The 14,817-nt window shown below is 51.1% G+C and carries 15 protein-coding genes; 14 read left to right on the top strand and 1 reads right to left on the bottom strand.

All coding sequences use genetic code 11. The features are described 5' to 3' along the window. Nucleotides 1-42 precede the first annotated feature (42 nt). Entirely contained in the window at nucleotides 43-501 is a 459-nt protein-coding gene (locus tag FH755_RS01525; protein WP_292437998.1) for a CBS domain-containing protein, read from the top strand. Between the two features lie 6 nt (nucleotides 502-507). Here FH755_RS01525 and FH755_RS01520 read toward each other — a convergent pair whose 3' ends face one another. Beyond that, nucleotides 508-801 (bottom strand): DUF3579 domain-containing protein, encoded by a 294-nt coding sequence (locus FH755_RS01520; protein ID WP_292437997.1) that lies wholly within the window; start codon nucleotides 799-801, stop codon nucleotides 508-510. Nucleotides 802-976: 175 nt separating this feature from the next. On the opposite strand from FH755_RS01520, the gene ileS reads away from it, so the two are divergent. The 13 genes from ileS (at nucleotide 977) to ccoP (ending at nucleotide 14,438) form a co-directional block, all read left to right on the top strand. Continuing rightward, nucleotides 977-3,778 (top strand): isoleucine--tRNA ligase, encoded by a 2,802-nt coding sequence (ileS, locus tag FH755_RS01515; RefSeq protein WP_292437995.1) that lies wholly within the window; start codon nucleotides 977-979, stop codon nucleotides 3,776-3,778. Between the two features lie 4 nt (nucleotides 3,779-3,782). Next, nucleotides 3,783-4,250, top strand: coding sequence for a signal peptidase II (lspA, locus tag FH755_RS01510; RefSeq protein WP_292437993.1), 468 nt, complete (start codon nucleotides 3,783-3,785; stop codon nucleotides 4,248-4,250). Beyond that, on the top strand, nucleotides 4,247-5,341 hold the full coding sequence (gene hisC, locus FH755_RS01505) for a histidinol-phosphate transaminase (RefSeq protein WP_292437991.1): 1,095 nt from the start codon (nucleotides 4,247-4,249) through the stop codon (nucleotides 5,339-5,341). Before lspA ends, hisC begins: the two co-directional genes overlap by 4 nt. After that, nucleotides 5,341-6,228 carry a prephenate dehydrogenase/arogenate dehydrogenase family protein gene (locus FH755_RS01500; protein WP_292437989.1) on the top strand — a complete coding sequence of 296 codons (888 nt, stop codon included), beginning with the start codon at nucleotides 5,341-5,343 and terminating at the stop codon, nucleotides 6,226-6,228. Before hisC ends, FH755_RS01500 begins: the two co-directional genes overlap by 1 nt. 14 nt (nucleotides 6,229-6,242) lie before the next feature. Continuing rightward, nucleotides 6,243-7,562 (top strand): 3-phosphoshikimate 1-carboxyvinyltransferase, encoded by a 1,320-nt coding sequence (gene aroA / locus FH755_RS01495; RefSeq protein WP_292437987.1) that lies wholly within the window; start codon nucleotides 6,243-6,245, stop codon nucleotides 7,560-7,562. Further along, the gene (gene cmk / locus FH755_RS01490; RefSeq protein ID WP_292437986.1) at nucleotides 7,555-8,223 is read left to right on the top strand and encodes a (d)CMP kinase; all 669 of its coding nucleotides are present in this window, start codon (nucleotides 7,555-7,557) and stop codon (nucleotides 8,221-8,223) included. The genes aroA and cmk overlap by 8 nt, the downstream gene beginning before the upstream one ends. A 110-nt stretch (nucleotides 8,224-8,333) precedes the next feature. Beyond that, nucleotides 8,334-10,007 carry a 30S ribosomal protein S1 gene (gene rpsA, locus FH755_RS01485; RefSeq protein WP_292437984.1) on the top strand — a complete coding sequence of 558 codons (1,674 nt, stop codon included), beginning with the start codon at nucleotides 8,334-8,336 and terminating at the stop codon, nucleotides 10,005-10,007. Nucleotides 10,008-10,122: 115 nt separating this feature from the next. Next, on the top strand, nucleotides 10,123-10,413 hold the full coding sequence (locus FH755_RS01480) for an integration host factor subunit beta (protein ID WP_292437982.1): 291 nt from the start codon (nucleotides 10,123-10,125) through the stop codon (nucleotides 10,411-10,413). An 8-nt stretch (nucleotides 10,414-10,421) separates the two neighbouring features. Beyond that, nucleotides 10,422-10,817 carry an MTH938/NDUFAF3 family protein gene (locus FH755_RS01475; RefSeq protein ID WP_292437979.1) on the top strand — a complete coding sequence of 132 codons (396 nt, stop codon included), beginning with the start codon at nucleotides 10,422-10,424 and terminating at the stop codon, nucleotides 10,815-10,817. Between the two features lie 381 nt (nucleotides 10,818-11,198). After that, a complete protein-coding gene (gene ccoN, locus FH755_RS01470) occupies nucleotides 11,199-12,623 on the top strand; it encodes a cytochrome-c oxidase, cbb3-type subunit I (protein WP_292437977.1) in 1,425 nt (474 codons plus the stop codon). Nucleotides 12,624-12,633: 10 nt separating this feature from the next. Then, on the top strand, nucleotides 12,634-13,314 hold the full coding sequence (gene ccoO, locus FH755_RS01465) for a cytochrome-c oxidase, cbb3-type subunit II (RefSeq protein WP_292437975.1): 681 nt from the start codon (nucleotides 12,634-12,636) through the stop codon (nucleotides 13,312-13,314). Next, complete coding sequence (locus tag FH755_RS01460; RefSeq protein WP_292437973.1) at nucleotides 13,307-13,519, top strand: cbb3-type cytochrome c oxidase subunit 3; 213 nt, start codon at nucleotides 13,307-13,309, stop codon at nucleotides 13,517-13,519. Before ccoO ends, FH755_RS01460 begins: the two co-directional genes overlap by 8 nt. Then, nucleotides 13,512-14,438, top strand: a complete 927-nt coding sequence (ccoP, locus tag FH755_RS01455) for a cytochrome-c oxidase, cbb3-type subunit III (RefSeq protein ID WP_292437971.1) — start codon at nucleotides 13,512-13,514, stop codon at nucleotides 14,436-14,438. The genes FH755_RS01460 and ccoP overlap by 8 nt, the downstream gene beginning before the upstream one ends. Nucleotides 14,439-14,817: the final 379 nt, after the last annotated feature.

Below are 14,817 nucleotides of genomic sequence, written 5' to 3'. Positions count from 1 at the left end.
AAGCAGAATAGCAACAGGCACTCTGCTGAAAGGGACGAACGGATGAAAGTCAGGTCGATCACCAAGAACAAGGGTAAGCCGGTCATTGGCTTATCCCCTTCGGATTCGCTGGACAAGGCAGTGACCTTGATGATGGAACACCGTATCGGCTCCCTGGTGGTGACCGATGACGGCGGCAAACTGGTCGGGATTCTGTCCGAGCGCGATCTGCTCAATATCCTGCATCAGAAACATGCCATGTGGAGTCCGGTCACCGTCGCCGATGCCATGACCCCCGATCCTTATGTCTGCGAGCCGGATAACAGTCTGGAAGAGTGCATGAATATGATGGTTGACCATAATATCCGACACCTGCCCGTTGTTTTCAAAGGCAAGCTGGAAGGCATGTTGTCAATCACTGATATTGTGGAAGAGTTGCTGAATAAGGCCAAATTTGAAAACAAGCTGCTGAAAAACTACATTCAGAACTGGCCGGATGCCGAACACGAGCAGGGGGAGTAGGCGCGTTTACTCCTCGTCGGTCGAGTATTCGCTGGTGCGCTCGGTCTGCAGTTTATTATCCCGCGCAAAATCCATCAGAAAATCAAACAGCATCTCATCTTTGTGTTCCAGGACAGCGTCAATAATCACGCATTTGACGCCGTCAATCGAAGCCAGTCTGACATTGGGGTGAAAGATAATTCTTCTACCCGGTCCATAAGAGGCCACCGCGCCGCATAAGCGCTCGGCCCAGTCACTGGGCCTGAATTTGCCGCCGTCCTGCGTCAAACCGCGAATAATCAGCTTTTCCGATGTGGCCATAAAATTTCTGCTCGAAAACTCAGACGTTACAAGGCCGATATTCTACTGCAATTCGACGGCCTTGCATAAGCGGGAAGGAACAATAAATCCTTATATCATCAAGCGATGGCTCAACAGCCCATTAAAAAATCCGTATAATTACCGCTTTTGGTTTTTCGAGAATCACGGGAAGCTTGTGGCCGACTACAAACACACACTGAATTTACCTGCAACCGACTTTCCGATGAAGGCGGGTTTGCCCAACCGCGAACCGCAAACTCTTAAGCGCTGGCAGGAAATCGACCTCTACAATAAACTGCGAGAGCAGGCCAAAGGCCGTCCTCAGTTTATTCTTCACGATGGTCCGCCGTATGCGAATGGCGACATTCATATCGGCCATGCGGTTAATAAGATTCTCAAGGATATTATTCTCAAGTCCAAAACCCTCAGTGGTTATGACGCGCCTTATGTCCCAGGCTGGGATTGCCACGGTCTGCCAATTGAGCTCAATGTTGAGAAGAAAGTCGGCAAACCGGGCGTCAAAGTCTCTGCCAAGGAGTTCCGCGAAGCCTGCCGCCAGTATGCGGCCAAGCAGGTGGATGGCCAGCGCGAAGACTTCAAACGCCTTGGTGTATTGGGTGAGTGGGATAATCCTTACCTGACGATGGATTTCAGTTTTGAAGCCGATATCATTCGCACCCTGGGTCAAATCATCAAACAGGGCCACTTGCATAAAGGTGTCAAGCCGGTGCACTGGTGTGTGGATTGCGGCTCGGCGCTGGCAGAAGCTGAAGTGGAGTATGAAGACAAAACCTCACCGGCAATTGATGTCCGCTTTGAGCTGATTGATACAGCAGCTTTTGAGAAGGCATCCGGTGTGACCGGTGAGGGCGCTGTCAGTCTCCCTATCTGGACCACGACGCCCTGGACCCTTCCTGCTAATCAGGCTGTTTCGTTGAATCCGGAACTGATCTATGTGGTCGTTCAAACCGCCAATGAACGCCTGGTGATTGCCGAAGCCCTGTATGAAAAAGCACTGGAACGCTATCAACTTGAAGGCGATGTGATCGGCAGGCTCAAAGGTGAACAGCTCGAAGGCCTGTTACTGCAACATCCGTTCTATGATCGCCAGGTGCCGGTAATTCTGGGTGATCATGTCACCAGTGATGGTGGTACCGGCGCGGTGCACACTGCGCCGGGTCACGGTCAGGATGACTACACCGTCGGCCTCAAATACAAGCTGGAAGTCGATAACCCGGTTGGCAGTAACGGCTGCTTCCTGCCTGATACGCCGTTGTTTGCCGGCGAGTCGGTGTTCAAGGCCAATCCGCAGGTGATTGAATTGTTGAAAGAGAAGGGCGCTCTGCTCGCGCACCAGGATCTTCAGCACAGTTACCCACATTGCTGGCGACATAAAACACCGATTATTTTCCGTGCCACACCGCAGTGGTTTGTCAGCATGGATCAGAATGGTCTGCGTCAGGCCGCAATGAAGGCGATTGCTGATACCGAATGGATGCCGGACTGGGGGCAGAAACGAATTGAAGGCATGGTCGAAGGCCGTCCCGACTGGTGTATTTCCCGTCAGCGTACCTGGGGCGTGCCGATTCCACTGTTTGTACATAAACAGACGGGTGAATTGCATCCGCAAACAGAAAGCCTGATCGAGCAGGTGGCCAGAACCGTCGAAGCGGGAGGCATCGATGCCTGGTTTGAAATGGATGCCGAACAGCTGCTGGCAGACGAGGCGGCAGACTACGATAAAGTCACCGATACGCTGGATGTGTGGTTTGATTCCGGTGTGTCGCATGCCTGTGTGCTGGCGCGCCGTGATTATCTGCGTCGGCCTGCGGACCTTTATCTTGAAGGCAGTGATCAGCATCGCGGCTGGTTCCAGTCTTCGTTGCTGACGTCGGTGGCGACGACGAATGCCGCGCCTTACAAGGCTGTGCTGACCCATGGTTTCACTGTGGACGCGCAAGGTAAGAAGATGTCCAAATCCAAGGGCAATGTCGTCGCACCGCAGAAGGTCATGAACAATCTGGGGGCCGATATTATTCGCCTTTGGGTGGCCGCCACCGACTACAGCGGTGAAATGCATGTGTCAGATGAGATCCTGAAACGTACCGCTGACTCTTATCGCCGTATCCGCAATACCGCGCGTTTCCTGCTCTCGAATCTGAACGACTTTGATCCGGCCACAAACGCGGTGGCTAGTGCCGATATGCTGCCATTGGATCGTTGGGCGCTGGATCGTGCTTATCAGGTGCAGCAGGATATTCTCAAAGCCTATGACAATTATCAGTTCCATCTGATTTATCAGAAAGTCCATAACTTCTGTGCCAATGAAATGGGCAGTCTGTATCTGGATATTACTAAGGACCGCCAGTACACGATGAAGGCTGACAGCCTGGCCCGTCGCAGTTCACAAACAGCGATGTATCACATCATCGAAGCATTGGTGCGCTGGATTTCCCCTATCCTGACGTTTACTGCTGATGAGCTGTGGGAGTGTCTGCCGGGTGAGCGTAATGAGTCGGTGATTCTTAATAGCTGGTATGAGCAACTGGCGCCGCTGGATGCGGATTCAGGTTTTGATCTGACTTTCTGGAACCAGGTTTTTGCTGTCCGTGATGCGGTTGCCAAGGAACTGGAAAATCAGCGAAACGCTGGTCATATTAAAGGCGGTTTGACGGCTGAGCTGACCCTGTTTGCTGAGCAAGGCTTATTCAGCAAGTTGAATAAACTGGGCGATGAACTGAAATTTGTATTGATTACCTCAGCGGCTTACCTCAAGTCCGCCGCGGAGAAGACGGCTGATGCGGTCGAGACCAGTGTGCCGGGATTAGCTGTACAGATCGTGGCCTCTTCTTATGCCCGCTGTGACCGTTGCTGGCATCAGGTGCCGTCGGTAGGTCAGAACCCGAATCATCCCGAACTTTGTGCCCGCTGTGTTGATAATATTGAAGGGGCTGGCGAACAGCGCCAGTTTGCCTGACACTATGTTGAAATGGCTTAATTTGTCCGCTGTTGTCATCGTGTTGGATCAGATCAGCAAATGGCTGATGCTGAGCTGGCTGGATTTGCATGAGACCGTCGCGGTCTTGCCATCTTTCAACCTGACACTGGCACATAACTATGGCGCCGCCTTCAGTTTTCTGGCTTCGGCCGGTGGTTGGCAGCGTTGGTTTTTTGTGGCTCTGGCGCTGGCGATCAGCACGGTGCTGATCATCTGGCTCAAACGCCTGGGGGACCACGCCAAGCTCGAGGCAGCTTCGCTGGCTTTGATTCTGGGTGGTGCAGTTGGTAATGTGATTGACCGGCTTGTCCACGGTTATGTGATCGATTTTCTTGATGTCTATTATGGCAGTTATCATTGGCCGGCCTTTAATATTGCCGACTCGGCGATATGTGTCGGTGCAGTCCTGCTGATCTTTGACAGCTTCAGAAGCAAAACGGAGCCCCAATGAGCTTTTGTGATCTCGCAGTCAGCGGCGTCGCTGATCTGCAGCCTTATGTTCCGGGTAAACCCATCGAAGAACTGCAACGCCAGTATGGTGTGCATGATGTCATCAAACTGGCCTCGAATGAGAACCCGCTGGGTCCATCGAAGGCAGCACTGGCGGCGGTAGCCAAATCTTCCAAAGAGATGACGCGTTACCCTGATGGCAATGGCTACACATTGAAAATGGCGCTGGCGGAAAAACTGCGCCTGTCGCCTCAGCAAATTACGCTGGGTAATGGTTCCAATGATGTACTGGAGCTATTGGCTCGGACTTTTGCCGGCCATGGCGACGAAGTCATTTATTCTGAACATGCCTTCGCAGTCTATCCCTTGGCAGTCAAGGCGATTGGTGCGACTGGTATCGCCACACCGGCGAAAGATTATGGTCATGATCTCAAGGCGATGTTGAAGGCGATTTCGCCACGCACCAAACTGATTTTTATTGCCAACCCCAATAACCCTACCGGTACCTGGATTGAGTCCGCAGAAGTCCAGGCTTTTCTGGATAAAGTGCCGGAAAAAGTTCTGGTGGTGCTGGACGAAGCTTACGTTGAGTATCTCGAACAGACGGAAAGTTCAGTTAACTGGTTGCAGAGTTTCGACAACCTGATCATTACGCGGACCTTTTCCAAGGCTTATGGCCTGGCCGGGTTACGGGTTGGTTATGCCTTGTCACATCCGGAAATCGCCGATCTATTAAACCGTATCCGTCAGCCATTTAATGTGAACAGTTTGGCGCAGGCTGCCGCAGTAGCCGCATTGGGTGACGAGTCATATCTGCAGCAATCAAGGGAAGTGAATCAGACCGGAATGCTACAACTCACAGGCGAATTTGACAAAATGGGACTGAAATATATTCCGTCTAAAGGCAATTTCATTACTGTTAACGTGCATACCAATGCGGCTGAAGTCTATGACGAATTGCTCTATGAAGGGGTTATCGTCAGGCCGATAGCAGGCTATGGTCTGCCCCAGCATTTGCGGGTCAGCATCGGTCTTGAACAGGAAAACCAGCGCTTTCTTGAAGCCTTATCCCGTGTTCTGGGGCGCGGCTGATGATTAACCGACTGGCAATTATCGGTGTGGGTCTCATCGGCGGCTCACTATCTCTGGCACTCAAAAACAAGGGTGCCGTGAATGAAGTGGTCGGTTATGCCCGCAGTGAAGCGGCAAGAAATCAGGCACTGGATTTGGGGATTATTGATCGGGCAGCAGGCTCTCTGGCCGAAGCTGTCGACAATGCCGATATGATTTTTGTCGCTGTGCCCATGGGCGCGATGGCCGAGGTATTCGAAGGCATTGCTGAACACCTGAATCCAGAAGCGATTATCACTGATGGCGGCAGCGCCAAGTCCCAGGTCGTTGAAGCGGCAAGGCAGGCTCTGGGTGGTAAGTTTCGCCAGTTTGTACCAGGTCATCCAATAGCCGGCACCGAAAAAAGTGGGCCATCGGCTGCTTTTGCGGAACTGTATCAGGCGCACCGGATTGTATTGACCCCGGTTGCGGAGACGGATTCCGCCGCCACGGCGAAGGTGAAGGCGATGTGGCAGCTGACTGGTGCCGAAGTGTTTGAAATGGATGTGGCGCATCACGACACCGTATTAGCAGCAACCAGCCATTTACCGCATGTCTTGGCGTTTAATCTGGTGGGCATGCTGGCCGAGCGTGATGATTGCGATGAAGTGCTGCGTTACGCGGCCGGCGGTTTCCGTGATTTTTCCCGGATAGCATCCAGTGATGCCGTGATGTGGCGCGATATCTGTCTGGGTAACCGTGAGGCGATCCTGGCTCTGCTGGAACAATATCATCAGGGCATGAACCGGATTGAAAAAGCGATTCGTGACGGCGACGGTGATTATCTGATTGACGTTTTTTCGCGCGCCAAAAAAGCCCGTGATACCCGTTTTGCCGATCCTGATTTAATCGATAACAGCGAAGTTTGAGAGCACAAGCAACCGTGTCTAGCGAAAACAACAAAAAATATATTGTCCAACCGGGCGGCATGATCAGCGGTGAGCTGCGTGTTCCCGGCGATAAATCGATTTCGCACCGCAGTATTATGCTGGGTGCACTGGCAGAAGGCACCACGGAAGTCAGCGGTTTTCTGGAAGGTGAAGATGCGCTGGCCACACTGGCTGCGTTCCGTGCGATGGGCGTTCATATTATCGGCCCGGATAAGGGCAGGGTCACCATTCACGGTGTCGGGATGAAAGGGCTCAAAGCCCCGGATGAGGATTTATACCTGGGCAACAGCGGCACTTCCATGCGGCTTTTGAGTGGCCTGCTGGCAGCACAAAGTTTTGATGTGACGTTGACCGGCGATAAATCCTTATCAGGCCGGCCGATGAAGCGGGTGACTGATCCATTGTCATTGATGGGTGCTGAAATTGAAACCAACGAAGGTAAACCGCCACTGAAAATTCACGGTGGCAGACAGCTTAAAGGCATTGATTACAATTTGCCGATGGCCAGCGCCCAGGTCAAATCCTGTCTGCTATTGGCCGGCATGTACGCAGAAGGCAAAACGTCTGTCACTGAGCCAGCACCAACCCGCGATCATACTGAACGCATGCTTGGCGGTATGGGATATGCGCTGCAAAAATCAGGTAGCACCGTCTCGATCGAGGGCGGCGGGAAACTGAGTGCGACCCGGATCGATGTGCCGGCCGATATATCTTCAGCCACCTTCTTTATGGTGGCTGCTGCTATCGCGCCTGGCAGTGATGTGACCCTGAAACATGTCGGTATCAACCCGACCCGAATTGGTGTGATCAACATACTGAAACAGATGGGGGCCGATATCACGCTGATGAATGAAGCGGAAACCGGTGGTGAACCGGTGGCTGATATTCGGGTGAAATATGCCCCACTCAAAGGCATTAAGATCCCTGAAGATCAGGTGCCGCTGGCCATTGATGAATTTCCGGCTTTGTTTATTGCGGCAGCCTGTGCCGAGGGCCAGACAGTCCTGACCGGTGCAGAGGAATTACGGGTCAAGGAAAGTGATCGTATTCAGGTCATGGCTGACGGTTTAAAGACGCTGGGCATTGATGCCGAGCCGACAGAGGACGGTATTGTCATCAACGGTGGCATCATCGGCAGTGGTGAGGTGGATAGTCATGGCGATCACCGTATTGCCATGTCGTTTGCTGTTGCGGCGCTGCAGGCAGGCGGTTCGATTCAGATTAATGACTGTGCCAATGTGGCAACCTCCTTCCCTGGCTTTGTCGAACTGGCGTCGCAAGCCGGCCTCAATATTGAGGTAATTGATGAGTAATATCCCGGTCCTGACGATTGATGGTCCCAGTGGTTCCGGTAAAGGCACTATCGCCCAGATGATTGCCCGCAAGTTCGGCTGGCATTATCTCGACAGTGGCGCTATCTACCGGGTGCTGGCACAGGCAGCCATCAAACATAAGCTGGATCTTGCTGATGAGAACGCGTTGACCAGGCTGGCGGAACAGCTGGATGTACGTTTTGACTTTGATAATGCAGAACTCAAAGTGCTGCTGGAAGGTGAAGATGTCAGCCTTCTTATCCGGAGTGAAGAGGCGGGCAACGCGGCCTCAAAAGTGGCGGCGATTGCTTCGGTTCGCAGCGCCTTGTTGCAGCGTCAGCGCGATTTCAGGAAAATGCCCGGTCTGGTGACCGATGGCCGCGATATGGGCACCGTGGTGTTTCCGGATGCGCCATTTAAAGTTTTTTTAACCGCCAGCGCTGAGGAAAGAGCGCAAAGACGTTATAAGCAGTTGAAACAGAAAGGAATTGAGAGTAACCTTTCTGATCTGATCGCAGAAATCTCCGAGCGTGACAGACGAGACAGTGAACGCGAGGTCGCCCCGCTGAGGCCGGCTGAAGGTGCGCTTATTCTTGATTCTACCGAACTCGGAATTGATGCGGTATTCGAACAAGTCAGCGCATTTTGCACTGACGTGTGATTGAGGGCCCCGGTCGGCCATGCCGGTTGGGATTTTTAACGATCCTGCATGTCGCAGGTGATAACTTTTGGTGATCTTGTTATCTCTAAGCAAGGTCAAGGATAACTAACATGAGCGAAAGCTTTGCTGATCTCTTTGAAGAGAGTTTAAATTCAACCCCCATGCAACCAGGCAAGATTGTTACCGGTACGGTAGTCAATGTCGGTCCTGATGTTGTTATGGTTAATGCCGGCCTGAAATCTGAAGGCGCGATTCCGGTTTCAGAATTCATGGATGAAAACGGTGAAGTGACCGTTTCTATCGGTGATCTGGTCGATGTCTCACTGGAATCCCTGGAAGATGGTTTTGGTGCAACTCAGCTATCACGTGATAAGGCCAAACAGGCGGAAGCATGGACCAAACTGGAACATGCCTATGAAGCGGGTGAGACCGTGACCGGTATGATTTCCGGCAAGGTGAAAGGTGGTTTCACAGTCGATCTGGAAAATATCCGTGCGTTCCTGCCGGGTTCTCTGGTTGATATTCGTCCTATCCGTGATACCTCCCACCTGGAAGGTAAAGATCTCGAATTCAAATTGATCAAACTGGATCGCCCGCGCAACAATATCGTTGTTTCTCGCCGCGCGATCATGGAAGAAGAAAACAGTGCCGAACGTGAAGCACTGCTGGAAACCCTGGAAGAAGGTAAAGTCGTTAAAGGTATCGTTAAGAACCTGACCGATTACGGTGCCTTCGTTGATCTGGGCGGCATTGACGGTCTGCTGCACATCACCGATATGGCATGGAAACGTGTCAAACACCCATCTGAAGTGGTTGCCATCGGTGACGAAATCGAAGTTCAGGTTCTGAAATTTGATAAAGAGCGTGAGCGTGTTTCTCTGGGTCTGAAACAAATGGGTGACGATCCCTGGAAAGACATCGCACGCCGTTATCCGAACAGCACCCGTATCCACGGTAAAGTGACCAACATCGCTGATTACGGCTGCTTCGTTGAAATCGAAGATGGCGTTGAAGGCCTGGTTCATATGTCTGAGATGGACTGGACCAACAAGAATGTTCACCCATCCAAGCTGGTTTCTCTGGGTGATGAAGTTGAAGTCATGGTGCTGGATATTGATGCAGAACGTCGTCGTATCTCACTGGGTATCAAACAATGCCAAGCCAATCCTTGGGAAGAGTTTGCAATGACTCACAACAAGGGTGACAAGGTGAAAGGTGCCATCAAGTCAATCACTGACTTCGGTATCTTCATCGGTCTCGAAGGCGGTATTGACGGTCTGATTCACCTGTCAGATATCTCCTGGGAAGAAGACAATGAAGAACTGATTCGTGACTTCAAGAAAGGTGATGAGGTTGAAGCCGTTGTCCTGGCAATTGATCCTGAACGTGAGCGTATCTCTCTGGGTATCAAGCAATTGCAGGATGATCCATTCTCTTCATTCCTGTCTGAAAATCCACGCGGCAGCATCGTCAAAGGCACCGTCAGTGCCGTTGATGCACGTGGCGCCACTGTGGAACTGGCTGAAGGTGTCGAAGGTTACATCCGTGCCGCTGACATCGCGCGTGAGCGTATTGATGATGCCAGTAAAGTCCTGGCTGTAGGCGAAGAAGTGGAAGCGAAATTTACCGGTATGTCTCGTAAAGATCGCACCCTGACGCTGTCTATCAGAGCCAAGGATGAGAAGGAAGAAGCAGAAGCTGTCAAGGAGTACAGCAACGTCACTTCAGGCAACACCACACTGGGTGATCTGCTGAAAGAGCAAATGGATCAGAAAGATAATTAATATCTGACTGTATCAGGTGCACCCGGCTCCGGCCGGGTGTGCTGCTTTTTAGTCAACGGATTTATACCCCTCTTAACATCGGTGTTTGGCGCATTATTCCAGGAACAATAAAGACATGACCAAATCAGATTTGATCGAAGCATTATCTGACAAACAATCTCTACTGAATTATCGCGATGTTGAGCTGGCCGTAAAATTGATTCTCGAACAAATGAGTGACAGCCTGTCCAGAGGTGATCGCATCGAGATTCGCGGTTTTGGCAGTTTTACACTGCACCACAGACCACCTCGTGTCGGTCGTAACCCTAAAAGTGGCGAATCGGTAAAACTGGACGAAAAGTACGTTCCGCACTTTAAACCTGGCAAAGAACTTCGTGACCGTGTTAACGACGCGGCCGGTTATTAATAGCAGAAATGAAACTGAGCCAGGAAGCGGTTACTGAATATAACCAAATCCACAGTTATGATAATGACCATGTGGTCATTCGTCGCCAAGATCAAAACCGGCTTGAAACCATCGAGTCGAACTTCATCCTGACCCGGAACCAGCTCATTCCTGACTGGCCGGTGACGGAGATAGTCAATATATCGGCAGAACATCTGGCCGACCTCAAGCGACTGGATCCGGAAGTTATTCTCTTTGCGACCGGGTCCGGTCTCTGTATTGAATTCCACAAAATTGCCCATCAATTTATGCAGTCGCAGATCGGTGTCGAGTTTATGGATCTCGGTGCGGCCTGCCGCACATTCAACTTACTGGTGAGTGAACAACGCAGGGTACTGCTGGCCGTCAGTTTTGACGCGCTGTGATCCGCTTCGCACTTCGTCCGCAACATCTCTCAAAGCCACGATATTATTCATTGATTTTTTCTTAAGCGATGCGGCTAAGTCACTGTTTTATTTAGCGCCATAGCATGAAGTGCCATGCTTTAAGATGGTCAGAACTTGACCACCCAGATGGTTCTTAGGAAAATTCGCGGTTACGCAGAATAAATAAGGCATTTGCCATAGATGAGTAGGCATTTAACGAATGATTGATCCAGATCAAAGGATCATCTCCATGAAAAAGTGCTCGTTCAGGTAAAATTCAGCATGCTTTATTTATAAAGGCGTAATGAAAAGGGTCCTAGCCTCTACAAAACAATAATGGGGCTGAGAGAGAGTTTTCCAAAGAGAGAAGGTGTGGTCGCTATGCAAGCGGAACAACAGCAGTATAACTATCAGGTGGTCAAGTGGTTCGCCTATATGGCGTGTGTCTACTTGGTCATCGGCACCGGTGTCGGTGTTTATATCGCTTCGGAACTGGCCTGGCCGGTTTTGAACTTCGACAATCCTTATATCAGCTTCGGACGTCTGCGTCCGGTGCACACCAATGCGGTTATTTTTGCATTTGGTGGTTCAACGTTGATGGCGACAGCTTATTACATCGTACAACGTACCTGTAGTACCCGCCTGTGGAGTGACAAACTTGCCTGGTTCACCTTCTGGGGCTGGAATCTGGTTATCCTCGCTGCGGTGATTACCTTGCCGCTGGGCTACACACAATCCAAAGAATATGCTGAGTTGGAATGGCCTATCGATATTCTGATTGCTGCTGTCTGGCTGGCCTACACCTTCAACTTCATCATGACCATTTCGATCCGTAAGGTTTCCCACATCTATGTGGCTAACTGGTTCTTCCTGGCAATGATGATCATGATCACCTATCTGCATGTGGTCAACAGCCTGGCGATTCCGGTTGAACTGTTCAAGTCCTACTCCATTTTCGCCGGTGTTCAGGATGCGATGATTCAGTGGTGGTGGGGGCATAACGCGGTGGGTTTCTTCCTGACTGCGGGCTTCCTTGGCATCATGTATTACTTCGTACCGAAACAGGCTAACCGTCCGGTTTATTCTTATCGTCTGTCAGTGATTCACTTCTGGGCACTGGTATTCGGTTATGTCTGGCTGGGTGCGCACCATCTGCAATATACTGCTTTGCCAGACTGGACCGGCTCGCTGGGTGCCGCGATTTCACTGGCGATGATCATTCCTTCCTGGGGTGGTGCCATCAACGGTATGTTTACTCTGAGTGGTGCCTGGGACAAACTCCGTACCGACTACATTCTGCGTTTCCTTATCGTGTCACTGGCTTTCTATGCGATGTCGACCTTCGAAGGTCCGGTCATGTCGTCCAAAACAGTTAATGCCCTGTCTCACTACACTGACTGGACTATCGGTCACGTACACTCGGGTGCACTTGGCTGGGTCGCCATGGTATCGATTGGTGCGCTGTACCACATGGTCGAACGCATGTGGGGAACCACTATGTACTCAGTCCGTCTGGTCAATATTCACTTCTGGATGGCAACCATCGGTACTGCGGTTTACATTACCGCCATGTGGGTCTCCGGCATCATGCAAGGTCTGATGTGGCGTGCCTATGACGAATACGGCAACCTGGCATACACCTTTGTCGAATCAGTCGCCCAGATGCATCCTTACTATGCGATGCGTGCAGTGGGTGGCCTGATTTTCTTCCTGGGTGCCTGCGTTATGCTGTTTAACGTTACCGTGACTATCCGTCGCGCGATTGCCAAGCCGTCTGTCGAAATGGCGACTGCGGCTAACATTTAAGGAGACTGGAATGTCTGATCATAATTCTAATAAACCAGTTACCTTCCAGGAGAAACTGGAAAAAAATATCTGGGCCCTGGTGCTGGCAACAGCCCTGGTGGTCTCGGTAGGCGGTATTGTTGAAATCGTCCCACTGTTCTATCTGGATACGACGTTTGAAGATGATGTGTTTCCGGAGTATGAAGAACTGAAAGGTGTCCGCCCGTACACAGCCCTTGAGCTGGCCGGTCGTGATATCTATCAGCGTGAAGGCTGCTATTTGTGTCACTCTCAGATGGTGCGTCCGTTCCGTGATGAGAAGGACCGTTACGGTCATTATTCACTGGCGGTTGAGTCCAAGTACGATCATCCTTTCCAATGGGGTTCCAAACGTACCGGTCCTGATCTGGCCCGTGTTGGTGGTAAATATTCCGATGACTGGCATATTCAGCATTTGGAAGATCCCCGCTCCGTCGTGCCCGAATCAGTCATGCCTGGCTATCCATGGCTGAACGACGCCACGATTGATGGCAAAGGTATGGAAAAACGTCTGCGCGCGATGAGAGCACTGGGTGTGCCTTATACCGACGAGCAGATCCAGGGGGCTGCAGAAGCCGTCGCAGGCAAAACTGAAATGGATGCGATGGTGGCCTATCTGCAGGTGCTGGGTACCATGGTGAAATTTGAGCCGGGCAGAGATTATCGTGAGTAAACTTCAAGAGTATTTTCATACTGACTGGAGCGCGATGACTGGAACCGACTGGTTCGGCCTGGTATTTACAGTAGTGATATTTCTACTGATGGTGGGACTCTATTTCTGGGTGTTGAACCCGAAAAATAAAGACAAAATTGAGTCCCACCGTTCCATGCCGCTGGATGACGACGACGAGACAAATTCGGAGAAAAAAGATGGCTGATAACAAAAAGAATCCTAATGAAGTGTCTGATACCGGACACGAATGGGATGGTATCAGAGAGCTGGAAAATCCCCCACCGCGCTGGTGGACCAACGCGCTTTATCTGAGCGGTCTGTTGGTATTGGTATATTTCATCCTCTATCCTTCGCTGCCGCTGATTAACGAAAGCACCAAAGGTCTGCTGGGCTGGACTATGATCAAGGAGTACAAGGAAAACCTGGCTGAAGTGGAGGCGAAACGGGCACCATTTGAAGAAAAACTGGAAGCCATGACCGCAGAAGAAATTCTGGCTGATCAGGACATGCGTAACTATGCAGTCGGTTCTAGTAAAGTGCTCTATGGTGACAACTGCGCCGCCTGCCACGGCACCGGTGGTATTCCGGCTCCGGGTTCCGGCTATCCGATTCTGGCTGATGATGACTGGCTCTATGGTGGCGATGTAAACACCATCGTAGAAACCCTGGCCAAAGGCCGTCAGGGCATGATGATGGCGCACAAAGATACGCTCAAACCCGAAGAAGTGGATGGTCTGGTTCAGTTTGTGGTGAATGCTGCCGAAGGCAAAGCCACTGAAGCCGGCTGGAAACTGTTCAATGAAAAAGGTTGTGTCGGTTGTCATGGTGCTGATGCTAAAGGTATTCACGCGCTGGGTTCTGCCAATCTGACCGATCAGATCTGGCGTTTCTCGGGCGAACCGGAAGAAATTCGCTACACCATACTGCACGGTGTGAACGATCCTTCCGATCCGAAAACCCGTGTTGCAGTGATGCCTGCCTGGAATGAAAAACTGGCAGTGAAGCTGGAAGCGCTGAAATGGGAAGAAGAACCGGAATACGACGGTACTGAAACCCAACGTTTGACAGAAACTGAAATCAAAAAACTGGCTGTGTATGTTCACCAGTTTGGTGGTGGTCAGTAGTTAGAGAATAATGGCCCTGACTTGAATCAGGGCCATGTTAAATTCCTCAGGAGGAAGCAAGATGGGATTTGATGCAGTTGTGATTGGCTCTATCGCCAGTGTGGTGGTTGCCATCATTGTGGTTGGTGTGATTGCCTACAGAATCATGAAGCAGATGGGCGACGACAACAAACAGGATTGATCGTCTGATCAAGGATGAAAAGCCGACCCGGTGTCGGCTTTTTTATCACAAACAAATATCAGAAAATACTAATATATAAATCACCATCCAGAAATGGCAGGTAACCAGATGTCAGAGCAACAAGCCAATACTGTCAACGACACCAATACGATTTACGAAGAAGTCGCCGACTGGCACATCAATACCGGCGAAGAGAAT

The sequence above is a fragment of the Methylophaga sp. genome, from assembly GCF_009711715.1.
In the GTDB taxonomy this organism is placed as follows: domain Bacteria; phylum Pseudomonadota; class Gammaproteobacteria; order Nitrosococcales; family Methylophagaceae; genus Methylophaga.
Note: the sequence above shows the minus strand (reverse complement) of the source record. Positions and strands in the feature narration are given on the sequence as shown.

Excerpts from the sequence above, each read along its gene's own strand:
- ccoP (WP_292437971.1), top strand. The coding sequence starts at position 13,512 with ATGGCTGATAACAAAAAGAATCCTAATGAAGTGTCTGATACCGGACAC.
- FH755_RS01500 (WP_292437989.1), top strand. The coding sequence starts at position 5,341 with ATGATTAACCGACTGGCAATTATCGGTGTGGGTCTCATCGGCGGCTCA.
- lspA (WP_292437993.1), top strand. The coding sequence starts at position 3,783 with ATGTTGAAATGGCTTAATTTGTCCGCTGTTGTCATCGTGTTGGATCAG.
- rpsA (WP_292437984.1), top strand. The coding sequence starts at position 8,334 with ATGAGCGAAAGCTTTGCTGATCTCTTTGAAGAGAGTTTAAATTCAACC.
- hisC (WP_292437991.1), top strand. The coding sequence starts at position 4,247 with ATGAGCTTTTGTGATCTCGCAGTCAGCGGCGTCGCTGATCTGCAGCCT.
- ccoN (WP_292437977.1), top strand. The coding sequence starts at position 11,199 with ATGCAAGCGGAACAACAGCAGTATAACTATCAGGTGGTCAAGTGGTTC.
- FH755_RS01480 (WP_292437982.1), top strand. The coding sequence starts at position 10,123 with ATGACCAAATCAGATTTGATCGAAGCATTATCTGACAAACAATCTCTA.
- ccoO (WP_292437975.1), top strand. The coding sequence starts at position 12,634 with ATGTCTGATCATAATTCTAATAAACCAGTTACCTTCCAGGAGAAACTG.
- FH755_RS01475 (WP_292437979.1), top strand. The coding sequence starts at position 10,422 with ATGAAACTGAGCCAGGAAGCGGTTACTGAATATAACCAAATCCACAGT.
- FH755_RS01525 (WP_292437998.1), top strand. The coding sequence starts at position 43 with ATGAAAGTCAGGTCGATCACCAAGAACAAGGGTAAGCCGGTCATTGGC.
- cmk (WP_292437986.1), top strand. The coding sequence starts at position 7,555 with ATGAGTAATATCCCGGTCCTGACGATTGATGGTCCCAGTGGTTCCGGT.
- FH755_RS01520 (WP_292437997.1), bottom strand. The coding sequence starts at position 801 with ATGGCCACATCGGAAAAGCTGATTATTCGCGGTTTGACGCAGGACGGC.